Origin of the sequence: Thauera chlorobenzoica (assembly GCF_001922305.1) — a bacterium.
Lineage (GTDB): Bacteria > Pseudomonadota > Gammaproteobacteria > Burkholderiales > Rhodocyclaceae > Thauera > Thauera chlorobenzoica.
In genome coordinates this window covers 3,366,961-3,381,898 of sequence record NZ_CP018839.1, presented here as the reverse complement: position 1 = coordinate 3,381,898, position 14,938 = coordinate 3,366,961, and the positions used below count along the sequence as shown (strand labels likewise).

Annotated in this window: 9 protein-coding genes; 5 read left to right on the top strand and 4 right to left on the bottom strand. The window is 67.1% G+C overall.

Translation table 11 applies throughout. The features are described 5' to 3' along the window. Positions 1-27: 27 nt before the first annotated feature. From Tchl_RS15780 to Tchl_RS15770, 3 genes are all read left to right on the top strand, one after another. Positions 28-441, top strand: a complete 414-nt coding sequence (locus tag Tchl_RS15780; protein ID WP_075149205.1) for a DUF2946 domain-containing protein — start codon at positions 28-30, stop codon at positions 439-441. A gap of 196 nt (positions 442-637) precedes the next feature. Further along, positions 638-1,093 (top strand): copper chaperone PCu(A)C, encoded by a 456-nt coding sequence (locus Tchl_RS15775; protein WP_075149773.1) that lies wholly within the window; start codon positions 638-640, stop codon positions 1,091-1,093. Between the two features lie 190 nt (positions 1,094-1,283). Beyond that, positions 1,284-3,518, top strand: a complete 2,235-nt coding sequence (locus Tchl_RS15770; RefSeq protein ID WP_075149204.1) for a TonB-dependent receptor — start codon at positions 1,284-1,286, stop codon at positions 3,516-3,518. Between the two features lie 182 nt (positions 3,519-3,700). On the opposite strand, the gene lpdA is transcribed toward Tchl_RS15770, so the two are convergent. The 4 genes from lpdA to Tchl_RS15750 form a co-directional block, all read right to left on the bottom strand. After that, positions 3,701-5,491: a dihydrolipoyl dehydrogenase gene (gene lpdA / locus Tchl_RS15765; RefSeq protein WP_075149203.1), complete on the bottom strand. Its 1,791-nt coding sequence runs from the start codon at positions 5,489-5,491 to the stop codon at positions 3,701-3,703. A 12-nt stretch (positions 5,492-5,503) separates the two neighbouring features. After that, positions 5,504-7,177, bottom strand: coding sequence for a dihydrolipoyllysine-residue acetyltransferase (aceF, locus tag Tchl_RS15760; RefSeq protein WP_075149202.1), 1,674 nt, complete (start codon positions 7,175-7,177; stop codon positions 5,504-5,506). A 20-nt stretch (positions 7,178-7,197) separates the two neighbouring features. Beyond that, positions 7,198-9,876 (bottom strand): pyruvate dehydrogenase (acetyl-transferring), homodimeric type, encoded by a 2,679-nt coding sequence (gene aceE, locus Tchl_RS15755; RefSeq protein ID WP_075149201.1) that lies wholly within the window; start codon positions 9,874-9,876, stop codon positions 7,198-7,200. Between the two features lie 172 nt (positions 9,877-10,048). Then, positions 10,049-11,284 (bottom strand): ABC transporter substrate-binding protein, encoded by a 1,236-nt coding sequence (locus tag Tchl_RS15750; RefSeq protein ID WP_083945260.1) that lies wholly within the window; start codon positions 11,282-11,284, stop codon positions 10,049-10,051. A gap of 201 nt (positions 11,285-11,485) precedes the next feature. Between Tchl_RS15750 and Tchl_RS15745 the strand changes: the two genes are divergently transcribed. Together Tchl_RS15745 and Tchl_RS15740 are read left to right on the top strand one after the other, a co-directional pair. Further along, the gene (locus Tchl_RS15745) at positions 11,486-14,194 is read left to right on the top strand and encodes a PAS domain S-box protein (RefSeq protein WP_075149200.1); all 2,709 of its coding nucleotides are present in this window, start codon (positions 11,486-11,488) and stop codon (positions 14,192-14,194) included. Next, complete coding sequence (locus Tchl_RS15740) at positions 14,169-14,822, top strand: response regulator transcription factor (protein WP_075149199.1); 654 nt, start codon at positions 14,169-14,171, stop codon at positions 14,820-14,822. The genes Tchl_RS15745 and Tchl_RS15740 overlap by 26 nt, the downstream gene beginning before the upstream one ends. Positions 14,823-14,938: the final 116 nt, after the last annotated feature.

The window sequence follows — 14,938 nt, the reverse complement described above, 5'->3', positions numbered from 1 at the left end:
CAGTTCTTCCGGGTCCATCGCTTTCCGATGCTGCGCTTTCGCCGACGCCTCTATGCCTGGTTCGCGATCTTCGCGATGATGACCAGTGCCCTGGCGCCGGCGCTCAGTCGGGCAATGGGGCCGGACGAGGGCGGCCGCTACCTGATCGAAGTCTGTTCGGCGACCGGTTCGCGCGTCATCGAGCTCTCGGCGATCGAAGCCGCGTTCTACCGCGACCACGGTGTCATTGCCGACAGCGACGGCGGGCCGCAGGATGCTTCGTTCGAACAGTGCCCGTATTGCTGCGCGCACGCGGGCGGGGCGGCCCTGCCTCCGGCCGCCCCGCCCGCCTTGCGCATCCCCGAAGGCAGTGCCCTGCTGCCTCGGCTGTTCCTCGTTTCTCCACGCCCGCTGTCCGTATGGGCGCCTTCCCATCCCCGCGCGCCTCCTGTCCGCGGGTGAATTCTCTGCAGCCTGATCGCGAGCGGCGATCCGGGCTCGATTCCTGCCTTTCCCTGCATTTCGACTGAAACCAGCTTCTCTGCCGCCGTTCGGGCGGCGTGCGCTGGCGTTCTTGTCCATTCCGATCCGGCGCCGGCGCGCTTGCCTTGCACGGACGGAAATTCAACGTGTTCGACTGTTCTGGATGGTTCTCAAAATGAAGAAGCTCGTTCTTGCCGCCCTGTTCGCCCTTGGCGCCGTGCCGGCCCTCGCCGATGTTTCCGTGGCCGACTCCTGGGTGCGTGCCACCGTTCCGCAGCAAAAGGCGACCGGTGCCTTCATGCAGCTGAAGTCCGATGTTCCCGCCCGTCTCGTCGGCGCCAGTTCGCCGCTTGCGGAGGCGGTCGAGATTCATGAAATGCGAATGGAAAAGGACGTCATGAAGATGAGCCCGATCCCGGCGCTGGAGCTGCCTGCCGGTGACGCGGTCAAACTCGAGCCCGGCGGCTATCACATCATGCTGATGGGTCTGCAAAAACAGGTGAAGGAAGGCCAGCAGGTACCGCTGACCCTGATGATCGAGAACCGCGATGGCAGCCGCCATTCCGTCGAGCTCAGCGTACCGGTGCGCCCGCTCAATGCGCCGCTGAGGATGCCGCACAGCCAGCACTGAGCCTGCGCCTGAGGGCTGGGGACAGCGCCGGCTGAACGCCGCGCCTGCCTTCGCCCCTCTCTCATCTCATCCCTTGGATTGCCTTGCTCCTGGCGCGGAAACGCGGCCGGGCGGACCCGCTCGCGCCTGCGTCCGGGCTCCGTTGGCACAAGGCTGTTCTCCCATCGAATCGAAAGAAGGATCGCAAGTCATGAAAGAGAACTTTGCGCGTCTCCCACTCTCCCTTGCCGTTTCGCTGCTCCTGCCGGCGCTGGCCCATGCGCAGGATGCCATCCTCGACCGTGTCATCGTGACCGCCCCTACCGCGCCCGGGTTCGCGAGTGCCGCCACGGTGGACGGTGAAGCCCTGCCCGCGCTGCGTGCGGCCACCAGCGATACGGCCAGCCTGCTTCGCGCCATTCCCGGCGTCAGCGTCTACGGTGCCGGCGGCGTCTCCAGCCAACCCGTCGTCCGCGGCCTCGGCGACGACCGCCTGCGGGTCAAGGTCGACGGCATGGACCTGATCTCCGCCTGTGGCAATCACATGAACCCGCCGCTGTCCTACATTGACCCGAGCAATGTCGCCGATGTCCAGGTATTCGCGGGGATTTCCCCGGTCAGCCTTGGCGGCGACAGCCTCGGTGGCGCGGTCGTGGTCGATTCGCCCGACCCCGGGTTCGCTGCTGCCGGGGAGGCTCCACTGCGCAAGGGCGAACTCGGTGCCTTCTACCGCAGCAACGGCGATGCGCGTGGCGTCAACGCCGCCGCCACCGTGGCCGGCGAAAACCTGAGCGTGCGCTACCGCGGCTCGGTGACCGAGGCCAACAACTACCGCGCCGGCGACGATTTCAAGCCCGCCGGAGCGGCCGCTGCCGGGCGCGGCTGGCTCGCTGGCGACGAGGTCGGCGGCAGCGGCTACGAGTCGACCAACCAGTCGCTGGCCGTCGCCCTGCGCCACGCAAACCACCTTCTCGAGCTCAAAGCCGGCGTCCAGGACATTCCCTACCAGGGCTGGCCCAATCAGCGCATGGACATGACCGGCAACGACAGCGAGCAGCTTAACCTGCGCTACAAGGGCGCCTTCGACTGGGGCGCGCTGGACGCGCGCGCCTACCAGGAGCGGACGCGCCACAAGATGCAGTTCGGCGAAGACAAGCTGTACTGGTACGGCCCGACGCCCGCCGCCGACGGCGTGCCCTGCGCGCCTGCCGGTGGCATGAGCGGCTGCGCGGCCGGCATGCCGATGGACACCCGCGGGGAAAACGAGGGCCTGAGCCTGAAGGCCGATCTCGCCCTCTCCGCGCACGACCTGCTGCGGATTGGCAGCGAGTTCCAGAACTACCGCCTCGACGACTGGTGGGATCCGTCCGGCAAGGGGATGTGGCCCGAGACTTTCCGCAACATCAACAACGGCGAGCGCGACCGCTATGCCGTGTTCGGCGAGTGGGAGGCGGCCTGGAATCCGCACTGGACGACGCTGTTCGGCCTGCGCCACGAGACGGTGAAGATGAACGCCGGCCGGGTGCAATGGTACAACCCGGCGGCCGCGGCCTTTCAGGCGGATGCCGAGGCGTTCAACGCCGCCGAGCGCAGCCGGACCGACCACAACGTCGACATCGTCGCGCTGGCGTGCTTCACCCCGGACGCGAGCCGCAGCATCGAGTTCGGCTACGCGCAGAAGACGCGTTCGCCCAATCTGTACGAGCGTTATGCGTGGTCCACGAACGGCATGGCGATGCGCATGGTGAACATGGCGGGGGACGGCAACGGCTATGTCGGCAGTCTCGAACTCGAGCCCGAGACCGCGCACACGCTGAGTGCCAGCTTCGACTGGCACGATGCGGCAGGCAAGGGCTGGAGCATCAGGCTGGCGCCGCACTTCACCTACGTCGATGGCTACATCGATGCCGAGCGCATCGCCGAGGCCGGCGCGGAGGAGTTCGTCTATCTCCGCTTCGCCAACCAGTCCGCCCGCCTCCATGGTGTGGACCTCTCCGGCCATGCCTTGCTCGCCAGGCAGGAAGGCATCGGCAGCTTCACCGCCCGGGGCAGTCTGAGCTACGTGCGCGGCAAGAACCGCACGACCGGCGACAACCTGTACAACATCATGCCGCTCAACGCGAAACTGGCGCTTGAACACCGCTTCGGCGGGTGGACGAACACCGTCGAAGGCGAGTTCGTCAGCGCCAAGAACAAGGTATCTGCGGAGCGCAATGAACTCGCGACCGCCGGCTACGGACTGCTCCACCTGCGCAGCAGCTACGTGTGGAAGCAGGTCCGTGTCGACGTCGGGGTGGAGAACGTGTTCGACCGTTACTACGCACATCCGCTCGGCGGCGCCTACACCGGCAGCGGCAAGACGATGTCGGCCACCGGCGTACCCTGGGGCGTTGCCGTGCCGGGCATGGGGCGCTCGATCTATGCGGGAGTGAACATCGGCTTCTGAACGGGCGGGGACAGGCCGCTGTCCGCACCCCTCCGGCGCCTGCGGGTCTTGCCAGGTCGCCTGATGGCCTGGAAGCTCGCACCCGGTGCAGGGGCCGCGCAGGAGCCGTAAACGCAAAACCTCCGGCGCCTCCCACGGGGAGGCGAACGGAGGTTTTTTCCTCGGCGCGCGGGGGGCTTCGGCTATTTCTTGCGCATCGGCGGCAGGTCGGTGCAGCTGCCGTGGGCCAGTTCGGCCGCCATCCCCACCGTCTCGCCGAGCGTCGGGTGGGGGTGGATGGTCTTGCCGATATCGACCGCGTCGGCCCCCATCTCGATCGCCAGGCAGACTTCGCCGATCATGTCGCCGGCCGAAGGGCCGACGATGGTGCCGCCGATCACGCGATGCGTTTCGGCGTCGAAGACCAGCTTGGTGAAGCCGTACTCGGCGCCGTTGGCGATCGCGCGGCCGCTCGCCGCCCACGGGAACTTGGCCGTTTCGACCCTCTTGCCTTCGGCCTTGGCCTGGGCTTCGGTGTAGCCGACCCATGCGACCTCGGGGTGGGTGTAGGCCACCCCCGGGATCACGGTGGCGTCGAAGGCGGTGCGGGCCAGCTCCGCCTTGCCTTGGGCCTCGCCGGCGGCGACCTCGGCGGCGACGTGGCCTTCGTGCACCGCTTTGTGGGCGAGCATGGGCTGGCCGACGACGTCGCCGATGGCGAAGATGTGCGCCACGTTGGTGCGCATCTGCGCATCCACCGGGATGAAGCCGCGCTCGCCGACGACGACACCGGCCTTGTCGGCGGCGATCTTGCCGCCGTTGGGCGCGCGCCCCGCCGACTGCAGGATCATGTCGTAGCGTACCGGCCCGGGCGGAGCGTTTTCGCCTTCGAAGCTGACGTAAAGCCCGTCCTCCCTGGCTTCGACCGCCACCGTCCGCGTCTTCAGCATGATCTTGTCGAAGCGCTGGGCGTTCTGCTTTTCCCACACCTTCACCGCGTCCGCGTCCGGCCCCTGCATCAGGCGATCGAGCATCTCGACGACGTCGATGCGCGCGCCCAGCGCCGAATACACCGTGGCCATTTCCAGGCCGATGATGCCGCCGCCGATGACCAGCATCTTGCCCGGTACCTGGCGCAATTCGAGGGCGCCGGTGGAGTCGACGATGCGCGGATCCTTGGGGAGGAAGGGCAGGTGCACCGCGGCCGAACCGGCGGCGATGATGCACTGCCTGAACTTCACCACCTTCTTCGTGCCGGTCTTGTCCTGGGCGCTGCCGGCGGTTTCCTCGATCTCGAGGTGATGCGGATCGAGGAAGCTGCCGTAGCCGCGGATGACATCGACCTTGCGCGCCTTGGCCATCCCGGCGAGGCCGCCGGTGAGCTTGCCGATCACGCCGTCCTTGTGCTTCCTGAGCGCGTCGACGTCCACTGCAGGCTTGGCGAACTGGATACCGGCGGATTGCACGTGCTCGGCTTCCTCGACCACCGCGGCGACATGGAGTAGCGCCTTGGACGGAATGCAGCCGACGTTCAGGCACACGCCGCCGAGCGTCGTGTAGCGCTCGATGATCGCGGTCCTGAGGCCAAGATCGGCGGCGCGGAAGGCGGCCGAATAGCCGCCGGGGCCGGCGCCGAGCACGACCAGGTCGTACTCGGCGTCGGCGCTGCCGCTGTGGGTAGCGGCAGCGGGGGGGGCGGTTGCGGGCGCAGCAGCCGGAGCAGGGGCGGCCGCCTCTGCTCCGGCTGAGGCCGTCGTTGACTCGACGTGCAGCAGCACCGCGCCTTCGGCGACCTTGTCGCCGACTGCGACCCGTACTTCCCTGACGATGCCGGCGGCCGGGGACGGCACGTCCATCGTCGCCTTGTCGGATTCGAGCGTGCAGATCGCGTCATCGACCGCGATCGTGTCGCCGATCTTGACGAACAGCTCGATCACCGGCACGGCGTCGAAATCGCCGATGTCCGGCACCTTCACTTCAACAATCTGGCTCATGGTGCGGCCTCCTTACAGCATGACCCGACGGAAGTCGGCCAGCAGCTGGGCAAGATAGACGTTGAAGCGGGTGGCGAGCGCGCCGTCGATGACACGGTGGTCGGCGGTGAGCGACATCGGCAGGGTCAGGCGCGGCACGAAGGCCTTGCCGTCCCACACCGGCTTCATTGCCGACTTGTTGACGCCGAGGATGGCGACTTCGGGCGCATTGACGATGGGCGCGAAGTAGGTGCCGCCGATGCCGCCGAGCGAGCTGATGGTGAAGCAGGCGCCGGACATGTCGGCGGGGCCGAGCTTGCCGTCGCGCGCCTTCTTGGCCAGTGCGCCGGTCTCGGCGGCGATCTCGAACACGCTCTTCTTGTCGGCGTCCTTCACCACCGGGACGACCAGGCCGTTCGGGGTGTCGGCGGCGAAGGCGATGTTGAAGTACTTCTTGTAGACGAGATTGTCACCGTCGAGGCTGGTGTTGAACTCGGGGAACTCCTGCAGCGCGCGCACCGAGGCCTTGATGATGAAGGCGAGCATGGTGAGCTTCTTGCCGGACTTTTCAAACTCCTTGTTCATCGCCACCCGGAAGGCTTCCAGCTCGGTGATGTCGGCGTCCTCGTGGTAGGTCACCGCCGGGATCATTGCCCAGTTGCGGGCGAGGTTCTGGCCGGAGATCTTCTTGATGCGGGAGAGCGGCTTGACCTCGACCTCGCCGAACCTGGCGAAGTCCACCTTCGGCCACGGCAGCAGGTCCAGCCCGCCGCCCAAACTGCCGATGGCCGCCGCCGCCACGCTCTTGCCCGGAACCACGCCGGTGCTCATCGCGCCCTTGATGAAGGCGGTGACGTCTTCCTTGAGAATGCGGTCCTTCGGCCCGCTGGCCTTGACCTGGGCGAGATCGACGCCGAAGCCGCGGGCGAAGGCGCGCACCGAGGGGCTGGCGTGGATCGTGCCACCGAGCTTGACCGCCGATGGCGTGGCTGCCACCGCGACCGGCATGGAAGCCGACACAGGGGTGACAGCGCCGCTGGCGGGCTGCGGGGGCGTGGGCGCAGCCGCGGGGGCGGCCGCAGCCGCGGCTGACGCCGGCGCAGTGGCTGCGGCTCCGCCCGTAGTCTCGAGCTTCAGCAGCACGCTGCCTTCGCCGACCTTGTCGCCGACCTTCACCAGCACTTCCCTGACCACCCCGGCGGCGGAGGAGGGGACGTCCATCGTCGCCTTGTCGGACTCGAGGGTGGCGATGGCGTCGTCCACCTTGATCGTGTCACCGACCTTGATGAACAGCTCGATCACCGGCACGGCATCGAAATCGCCGATGTCGGGTACCTTCACCTCGACGATGCCGCCCCCAGCGGCGGGGGCCGCAGCCGGCGCGGGCGCAGCGGTCGCGACCGGAGCGGCCGCGGGGGCAGGGGGCGGTGCCGCCGTGGCCGGAGCCGGGGCGGCGGCAGCGGCGCCGGTGACTTCGACGCGGATCAGGACCGTGCCTTCGGCCACCTTGTCGCCAATGCCGACCAGGACCTCCCGGACCACGCCGGCGGCGGATGAGGGCACGTCCATGGTGGCCTTGTCGGATTCGAGTGTGGCGATGGCGTCGTCGACGGCAATGGTGTCGCCGACCTTGACGAACAGCTCGATTACCGGCACGGCATCGAAATCGCCGATGTCGGGAACCTTCACTTCAATGAGTTGGCTCATGTTGTTGTCTCCTTGCGCGCTCAGACCGACAGCGGGTTCGGCTTGTTCGGGTCGAGGTTGTACTTGAGCATCGCTGCGGCGACCCGGTCGCGGCCGATCACGCCGTCATCGGCCAGGGCCTTCAGCGCGGCCAGCGCCACCCAGTGGCGGTCGACCTCAAAGAAATGGCGCAACTGTTCGCGGGTGTCGGAGCGGCCGAAGCCGTCGGTGCCGAGCGTCACGTAGGTCTTTTTCAGCTGCGAGCGGATCTGCTCGGGGAACATGCGGATGTAGTCGGTGGCGGCGATCACCGGGCCCTCGGTGCTGCCCAGTTTTTCTTCCACATGCGACTGCTTCGGTTCCTCCATCGGGTGCAGCAGGTTCCAGCGTTCGACGTCGTGGCCGTTGCGGGCCAGTTCGTTGAAGCTCGGCGCGCCCCAGAGGTCGGCTTCGACGCCCCAGTCGTTCTTGAGCAGTTCGGCGGCGGCGATCACCTCGCGGAAGATCGCCCCCGAGCCCAGCAACTGCACGCGCGGACCCTTGTCGTCGCCGCCCCTGCGGAACAGGTACAGCCCCTTGAGGATGTCGGCTGCGGCGCCTTCGGGCATCTCGGGATGCTCGTAGTTCTCGTTCAGTACGGTGATGTAGTAGTAGATGTCTTCCTGCTCGGCGAACATCCGCCGCATGCCGTCCTGCACGATCACCGCCACCTCGTACTGGAAGGTCGGGTCGTAGCTGATGCAGTTCGGGATCATGTTGGCGAGCAGCAGGCTGTGGCCGTCCTCGTGCTGCAGGCCTTCGCCGTTCAACGTGGTGCGCCCGGCGGTGCCGCCGATGAGAAAGCCGCGGGTGCGCTGGTCGGCCGCCGCCCAGCACAGGTCCATCGTGCGCTGCAGGCCGAACATCGAGTAGAAGATGTAGAAGGGGATCATCTGCACGCCGTGCACGCTGTAGGCGGTGCCGGCGGCGATCCAGTCGGCCATCGCCCCGGCCTCGTTGATGCCTTCCTGCAGCACCTGGCCGGTCTGCGACTCCTTGTAGAACATCAGCTGGTCATGGTCTTCGGGCAGGTATTTCTGCCCTTCCTGGTTCCAGATGCCGTACTGGCGGAACATCCCTTCCATGCCGAAGGTGCGGCTCTCGTCGGGCACGATCGGCACCACGTGACGGCCGATCTGCTTGTCCTTGAGGAGGGTGTTCATCATCCGCACCACGGCCATCGTCGTCGACAGCTCGCGGCCTTCTCCCGAAGCCTTCAGCAGCGCGGCAAAGGCTTCCAGCGCCGGCACCGGCAGGGCGTCGGCCTTGCGCCGGCGCTGGGGCAGGAAGCCGCCCAGGGCCATGCGGTGTTCGCGCAGGTATTTGTACTCGGGCGAATCCTCGGCGAACTTCAGGTAGGGCAGATCCTTGATCTGGTCGTCGGGCACCGGCAGGCCGAAGCGGTCGCGGAAGCGGCGGATGGCCTCGACGTCCATCTTCTTCTGCTGGTGCGAGATGTTCATCGCCTCACCGGCCTGGCCCATGCCGAAGCCCTTGATCGTCTTCGCCAGGATCAGCGTGGGCTGGCCCTGGTGCTCGTTGGCTTGCTTGTAGGCGGCGTAGATCTTGAACAGGTCGTGGCCGCCGCGGTTCAGATTCCACACCTGCTCGTCGGTCCAGTCGGCCACCAGCGCGCGCAGTTCCGGGGTGTTGAAGAAGTGCTCGCGCACATACGCGCCGTCCTTCGCCTTGAAGGTCTGGTAGTCGCCGTCGCACAGCTCCATCATGCGCTGCTTGAGCAGACCTTTCTGGTCGCGGGCGAACAGCGCGTCCCAGTGCGTGCCCCAGATCACCTTGATGACGTTCCAGCCCGCGCCGCGGAACTCGGCTTCGAGCTCCTGGATGATCTTGCCGTTGCCGCGCACCGGGCCGTCCAGGCGCTGCAGGTTGCAGTTGATGACGAAGACGAGGTTGTCGAGGCGCTCGCGCCCGGCCATGCCGATGGCGCCGAGGGACTCGACCTCGTCGGTTTCGCCGTCACCGAGGAAGGCCCACACCTTGCGCTGGGCAGCGCGCGTCGGGTCGATCAGGTTGCGGCTGGCGAGGTACTTCATGAAGCGCGCCGAGTAGATCGCGCACAGCGGGCCGAGGCCCATCGATACCGTCGGGAATTGCCAGAAATCGGGCATCAGCCAGGGGTGCGGGTAGGAGGAAATACCCTTGCCGCCGACTTCCTGGCGGAAGTTGTCCATCTGTTCTTCGGTGAAGCGCCCGAGCATGTAGGCGCGGGCATAGATCCCGGGCACCGAATGGCCCTGGAAGTAGATCAGGTCGCCGTCGTGGTCGGCGGAGGGCGCGTGCCAGAAGTGCGAGAAACCGACGTCGTAGAGCGCGGCTGCCGACGCGAAGCTGGCGATGTGGCCGCCGACGTTGGTGCTCTTGTTGGCGCGCACCACCATCGCCATCGCATTCCAGCGGATGTAGGAATGGATCTTGATTTCCATGTCCGCATCGCCCGGGTAGGACGGCTGCTGCTCGACCGGAATGGTGTTGATGTACGCGGTGTTCGCCGAATAGGGGATGTTCACCCCTTCCTCGCGCGCGGCGGCGATCAGGGTTTCGATCAGGTAGTGGGCGCGCTCGGGACCTTCGTGTTCGACGACGGCGGCCAGCGCTTCCAGCCATTCCTTTGTCTCCTGCGCGTCCGTGTCGGTGTGCGGGAGCGGGTTCGTTCCGGTCATGGCTTGTCTCCTCATGACATTCGGTTGGCAGTGCCTGCGGGGTATGCAGGATGGGGGGCGGTACGCACGCAACCCGCCAGGCTGTGTGGCGGGTTGCATTTTCAGACTATAAAACGTGTTTTCGCTATGTGCAATAGGCTATGCGCCATAGGGGGAGGCTCCGGCGTGCGGTTCATGGCTTGAGCGCCTGCTTGCGGTCGGCGTCGTAGGCAAACACGACCCGGCCGTTGCGGACCTCTCCGAGGGGAACCTGGCCAGGCAGCGTCAGGGTTTCGTGGCGGGTGCGCGAGAAGGGCTGGCGGTAGGTCATGATCACGCCATGGACGGGGGTGCGCAGGTCCTCCAGCGCCGCGTGGATGCGCCTGCCTTCAACGCTGCCTGCCTGGCGGATCGCTGCGGCGAGGAGCAGCATCGAGTCGTAGCCCTGGGCTGCGGCCGGTGGAACCAGGATGCGTTCAAGGCCGGTGCTTTGGCGCCATGCCTCGAGGAAGGCCTGCTGGCGGGGGTTCCCGGCGTCCTGGATGAAGGTCTGCGGCATGCGGGCACCTTCTGCATGCGGGCCCGCGCTGTCGATGAAGTTCGACATCGCCAGCGTCCAGCTGCCGATGATCGGTACCCGCCAGTTCATCCGCGCCATGCCGTTGGCGATGTAGGCCAGTTCCGGGCCGATGCCGTAGGTCAGGACCGCTTCGGCGCCGGCTGAACGTGCCCGTGCGAGCAGTTCGCTCATATCTACCTGGCGTAACTGGAAGCGCTCCACCGCAACCGGCGCGATGCCGCGTTCTTTCAGCGCGGCGATCAGGTCCTCGCTGCCCTGCACGCCGTAGTTGGTTGCATCGTGAAAAATTGCCAGGCGGCTGAGGCCGCGCCGGTCGATGGCTTCCTTGACGATCACCCGCGCCTGCAGTTCGTCGCTGGCCGATACGCGGAAGACGTAGTTGTCGGGAAACTCGGGGGGCAGGAACTGACGGGTGATCAGCGATCCGGTGGCCACCGAGGTGATCACCGGAATCCGTGCCAGCTGGTAATGGCGCTGGCTGGCGAGGGCGACGCCGGTGTTGACGATGCCCAGCCCGGCGATGATGCCGTCCTTGTTGATGAGTTCCTGGATGAGGCGGGCGCCGCGCTCGTTGCTGGCCTCGTCGTCGCGCTCGAGCAGGTGCACCGGACGCCCGAGCAGGCCGCCCGAGGCATTGATTTTGGCCGCGGCGATGCGGATGCCTTCGCGCATCGAAATGCCCATCGGGCTGGAGGCGCCGGTGAACGGGCCGGTAACGCCGATGCGGATGCTCTCCGGCGGTGGAGCATCGGCGGCGGAGACCGTGGCGGCGAGGGTGCACAAGACCAGGCCCAGGAAGCCGGGCAGCAAAAAGCGCGCACGGTAGCGCAGTGTGGCGAATGAATGCATGGGCGGACTCTAGGGGGGTGGGGCGGGTGTAAAAATTGGCGGAAACCCCCATTGGGCGCTTCGTCGCCAGCACTGCGCGCGGATCTGGCGTCAGTCGGGCGTTAGGGTTAAACCGGATGACGGCTGGCGGGGGATCGACAAGAATCCTCCTCTCGGTCAAGGTGCCGGGAATCCTTTCCTGTACCCGGCGTTCCCTTCTTCATGCCCGAGTCCCATGCTGCTTCCTTTTCGTCCCAGCGCTGGTACTGGACGGCGCCGTACGCCGCGGTGGTGCTGTTCGCGCTGGCCATGCTCAGCCTGGTGTGGCTGTTGCAGCAGCGCGAACTGGAGCTTGAGCGCGACGCGCTTGCGCGCGACATGCAGTGGGCCGAGCAGACAATGCGCCGGCAGATGCTCGGGACCGAGGAGTTCCTCGGCCAGCTTGCCCGTGACCTGTCTTCCGAGATGCTCGATCACGACGGCTTCCAGCTGCGCGCCAACCAGCACATCGCCAACCATGCCGAGCTGGCCAACATCGTCTGGGTGGGGGGCGACGGAATCGTGCGCTGGAGCGCGCCGTTCGATACCACCGATCGCCTGCCCGGCGAGGTGTTGAGCAGCGAGCAGGCACGCGTGCTGCAGCGTGTGCGGGGTTCGCTGCGGGTGGAATACGGCGCCGCTCACCGCAGCCCGCGGGGCGGGGCGGTGCTCGAAGTATATGTGCCGGTGGTGCGCAGCGGCGAGTTCCGCGGCGCCATCGTCGGGGTGTATTCGATCGAGCGCATGGCGCGCTACCTGGTGCCGGCGTGGTTTGCCGACAAGTACCGGCTGGCGTTGCACGACGTCGAAGGCGAGCTGCTGGCGACGAGCGCCTTGCTGCCCGCGCTCGACGAACGGCTGTCCTTCGATCTTGCGCTCGACCCGCCGGGGAATGGGCTGGGTTTGCGCGCGACGGCGTTTCGCAGCGGTAGCGGCGTTTCGCAGCTGCTGCCGATGGTGCTGATCCTGGGCCTGTCGGTGCTGGTGCTGTGGAGCCTGTGGACCCTGCGCAGCCACGTGCAGCGCCGGGTGCAGGTGGAAAAGGAGCGCGACCGGCTGTTCAACCTGTCGCTCGACATGTTGTGCGTGGTCGGGCTCGATGGCCGCTTCTGCCGTTGCAACCCGGCCTTCGCGCGCATTCTCGGACATGACCCGGAGGCCTTGCCAGGGCGCTCGCTGATCGATTTTGTCCACGCCGACGATGTCGGCCCCACGCTCGACCAGTTACGCCGCCTGGCCGCCGGCGAGCCGGTGAAGTTCGAGAACCGTTGCCGCTGCGCCGACGATAGCTACAAGTGGCTGGTATGGAGCATCAACCCGGTGCCCGAAGAACGCCTCGTCTATGCGGTGGCGCACGACATCACCGGGCGCAAGGCTACCGAGGAGGCGCTGCGCGCCGAGTCGGCCTTTCGCAAGGCGATGGAGGATTCGGTGGTCACCGGCCTGCGCGCGATCGACCTGAGCGGGCGCATCATCTACGCCAATTCGGCGTTCTGCCGCATGATCGGCTTCGACGAGGACGAGCTGATCGGCACCGGGCCGCCTTTTCCTTACTGGCCCGAGGAGTCGCGCGCGGTGTGCGAGCGCAACCTCGCCCTGACCCTGTCCGGCCAGGCGCCGGCGGCCGGTTTCGAGATGCGCATCCGGCGCAAGAACGGCGAGCGCTTCGATGCCCGCTTCTACCTGTCGCCGCTGATCGATTCCTCCGCTCGCCAGACCGGCTGGATGGCCTCGATCACCGACATCACCGAACCGAAGCGGGTGCGCGCGGCGCTCGAAGCCGCCCACGAGCGTTTCGAGGCGGTGCTCGACGGCCTCGATGCCGCGGTCTTCGTGGCCGATGCCCGTACTGACGAGATCCTGTTCGCCAACCGTGCCTTCAAGCGCATCCACGGCTTCGATGCGGTGGGGCGCACGGTCAATGGGGTCGCCGTGCCGCAGCCCGAGCGCGGCGACTACCGGGTCGATCCGCGCAGCCTGGGCACGTCCGAACTACCCCGCGAGCTGTTCGATGGCGAACTGCAGCACCCGCTGTCGGGGCGCTGGTACCACGTGCGCGAGCAGGCCACGCGCTGGGTCGATGGCCGCCTCGTGCGCATGGGCATCGCCACCGACATCACCGACCGCAAGCAGACCGCCGAGGTCGCGCGCCAGCAGGAAGACCGCCTGCAACGCACCGCGCGGCTGATCACCATGGGCGAGATGGCGTCCACCCTCGCCCACGAACTCAACCAGCCGCTGGCGGCGATCGCCAACTACTGCGCGGGCTGCGTCACCCGCATGCAGGGGGGGCAGTGGCGGCCGGAGGACGTGCTCGCGGCGATGCAGAAGGCCAGCTTCCAGGCCGAGCGCGCGGGCAAGATCATCCGCCGGGTGCGCGAGTTCGTGAAAAAGAGCGAACCGCGGCGCAGCGCGGTGCGCCTGGCCGAAATCCTCGACGATGCGCTCGGCTTCGCCGAAATCGACGCCCGCCGCGTCGGCATCCGCATCGTCGCCGAGGTCGAGCCCAGACTTCCGGACGTGTTCGCCGACCGGATCATGATCGAGCAGGTGCTGCTGAACCTGATCCGCAACGGCCTCGACGCGATGGCCGATGCCCTGCCCGAGCGGCGCGTGCTGGTGCTGCGGGTGCGCAGTTTCGGTCCCGATGCGGTGGAAGTGGCGGTCATCGACCGCGGCCACGGCATCAGCGAGGAAGGGCGCCGGCGGCTGTTCACCCCCTTTTACACGACCAAGGCCGAGGGCATGGGAATGGGCTTGAACATCTGCCGCTCGATCGTCGAGTTCCATGATGGCCGATTGCTTGTCGACGCCAACCCCGAAGGCGGTACCATATTCACGTTTACCCTGCCGACGGAGACAGCCAGTGAGCGGATTGCCCGCAGCGCCTGACCAGATCGTTCCCGATCAGATCGTCCATATCGTCGACGACGACGAAGCCCTGCGCGACTCGCTTGCCTGGATGCTCGAAGCCAACGGCTATCGCGTCGCCGTGCATGAGTCGGCGGAGTCCTTCCTGCAGGCCAGCGAGCCCGGCATGACCGGCTGTCTCGTGCTCGATGTGCGCATGCCCGGGATGAGCGGGCTGGAACTGTTCGAGGAGCTCGGCCGCCGCCGCTGCAGCCTGCCGGTGGTGTTCATCACCGGCCACGGCGACGTGCCGATGGCGGTGTCGGCGCTGAAGAAGGGGGCGGTGGATTTCATCGAGAAGCCGTTCGGCGAGCGCGACATGCTGCGCCTGATCGAACAGTGCCTGCGGCTCGAGCGCGAAAACCGCGACAAACGCCTGCAGGAGGCGGACACCGCGCGCCGCCTCGAGCACCTGACCCAGCGCGAGCGCGAAGTGCTCGACCTGATCATCGTCGGCAAGCTCAACAAGCAGATCGCCGATGTGCTCGGCATCAGCATCAAGACCGTCGAAGTCCACCGTGCCCGGGTGATGGAAAAGATGGGTGCGCATTCGCTCGCCGAGCTGGTGCAGCACGTGGTGCTGGCGGAGCCGGGCACCGTGCCGCGCTGAGCGCCCGCCCCGGGGCGCGCTGACCGCAGGCCTGTTGCGTCATCCATGCCGCGCCGGGGAGCGCAGGCGCGAGCGGGGGCGGTGCCGACGCGCAACCCGTCGGTTGGCAAGTTCAC

Excerpts from the sequence above, each read along its gene's own strand:
- Tchl_RS15780 (WP_075149205.1), top strand. The coding sequence starts at position 28 with ATGCTGCGCTTTCGCCGACGCCTCTATGCCTGGTTCGCGATCTTCGCG.
- Tchl_RS15775 (WP_075149773.1), top strand. The coding sequence starts at position 638 with ATGAAGAAGCTCGTTCTTGCCGCCCTGTTCGCCCTTGGCGCCGTGCCG.
- Tchl_RS15770 (WP_075149204.1), top strand. The coding sequence starts at position 1,284 with ATGAAAGAGAACTTTGCGCGTCTCCCACTCTCCCTTGCCGTTTCGCTG.
- lpdA (WP_075149203.1), bottom strand. The coding sequence starts at position 5,491 with ATGAGCCAGATTGTTGAAGTGAAGGTGCCGGACATCGGCGATTTCGAC.
- aceF (WP_075149202.1), bottom strand. The coding sequence starts at position 7,177 with ATGAGCCAACTCATTGAAGTGAAGGTTCCCGACATCGGCGATTTCGAT.
- aceE (WP_075149201.1), bottom strand. The coding sequence starts at position 9,876 with ATGACCGGAACGAACCCGCTCCCGCACACCGACACGGACGCGCAGGAG.
- Tchl_RS15750 (WP_083945260.1), bottom strand. The coding sequence starts at position 11,284 with ATGCATTCATTCGCCACACTGCGCTACCGTGCGCGCTTTTTGCTGCCC.
- Tchl_RS15745 (WP_075149200.1), top strand. The coding sequence starts at position 11,486 with ATGCCCGAGTCCCATGCTGCTTCCTTTTCGTCCCAGCGCTGGTACTGG.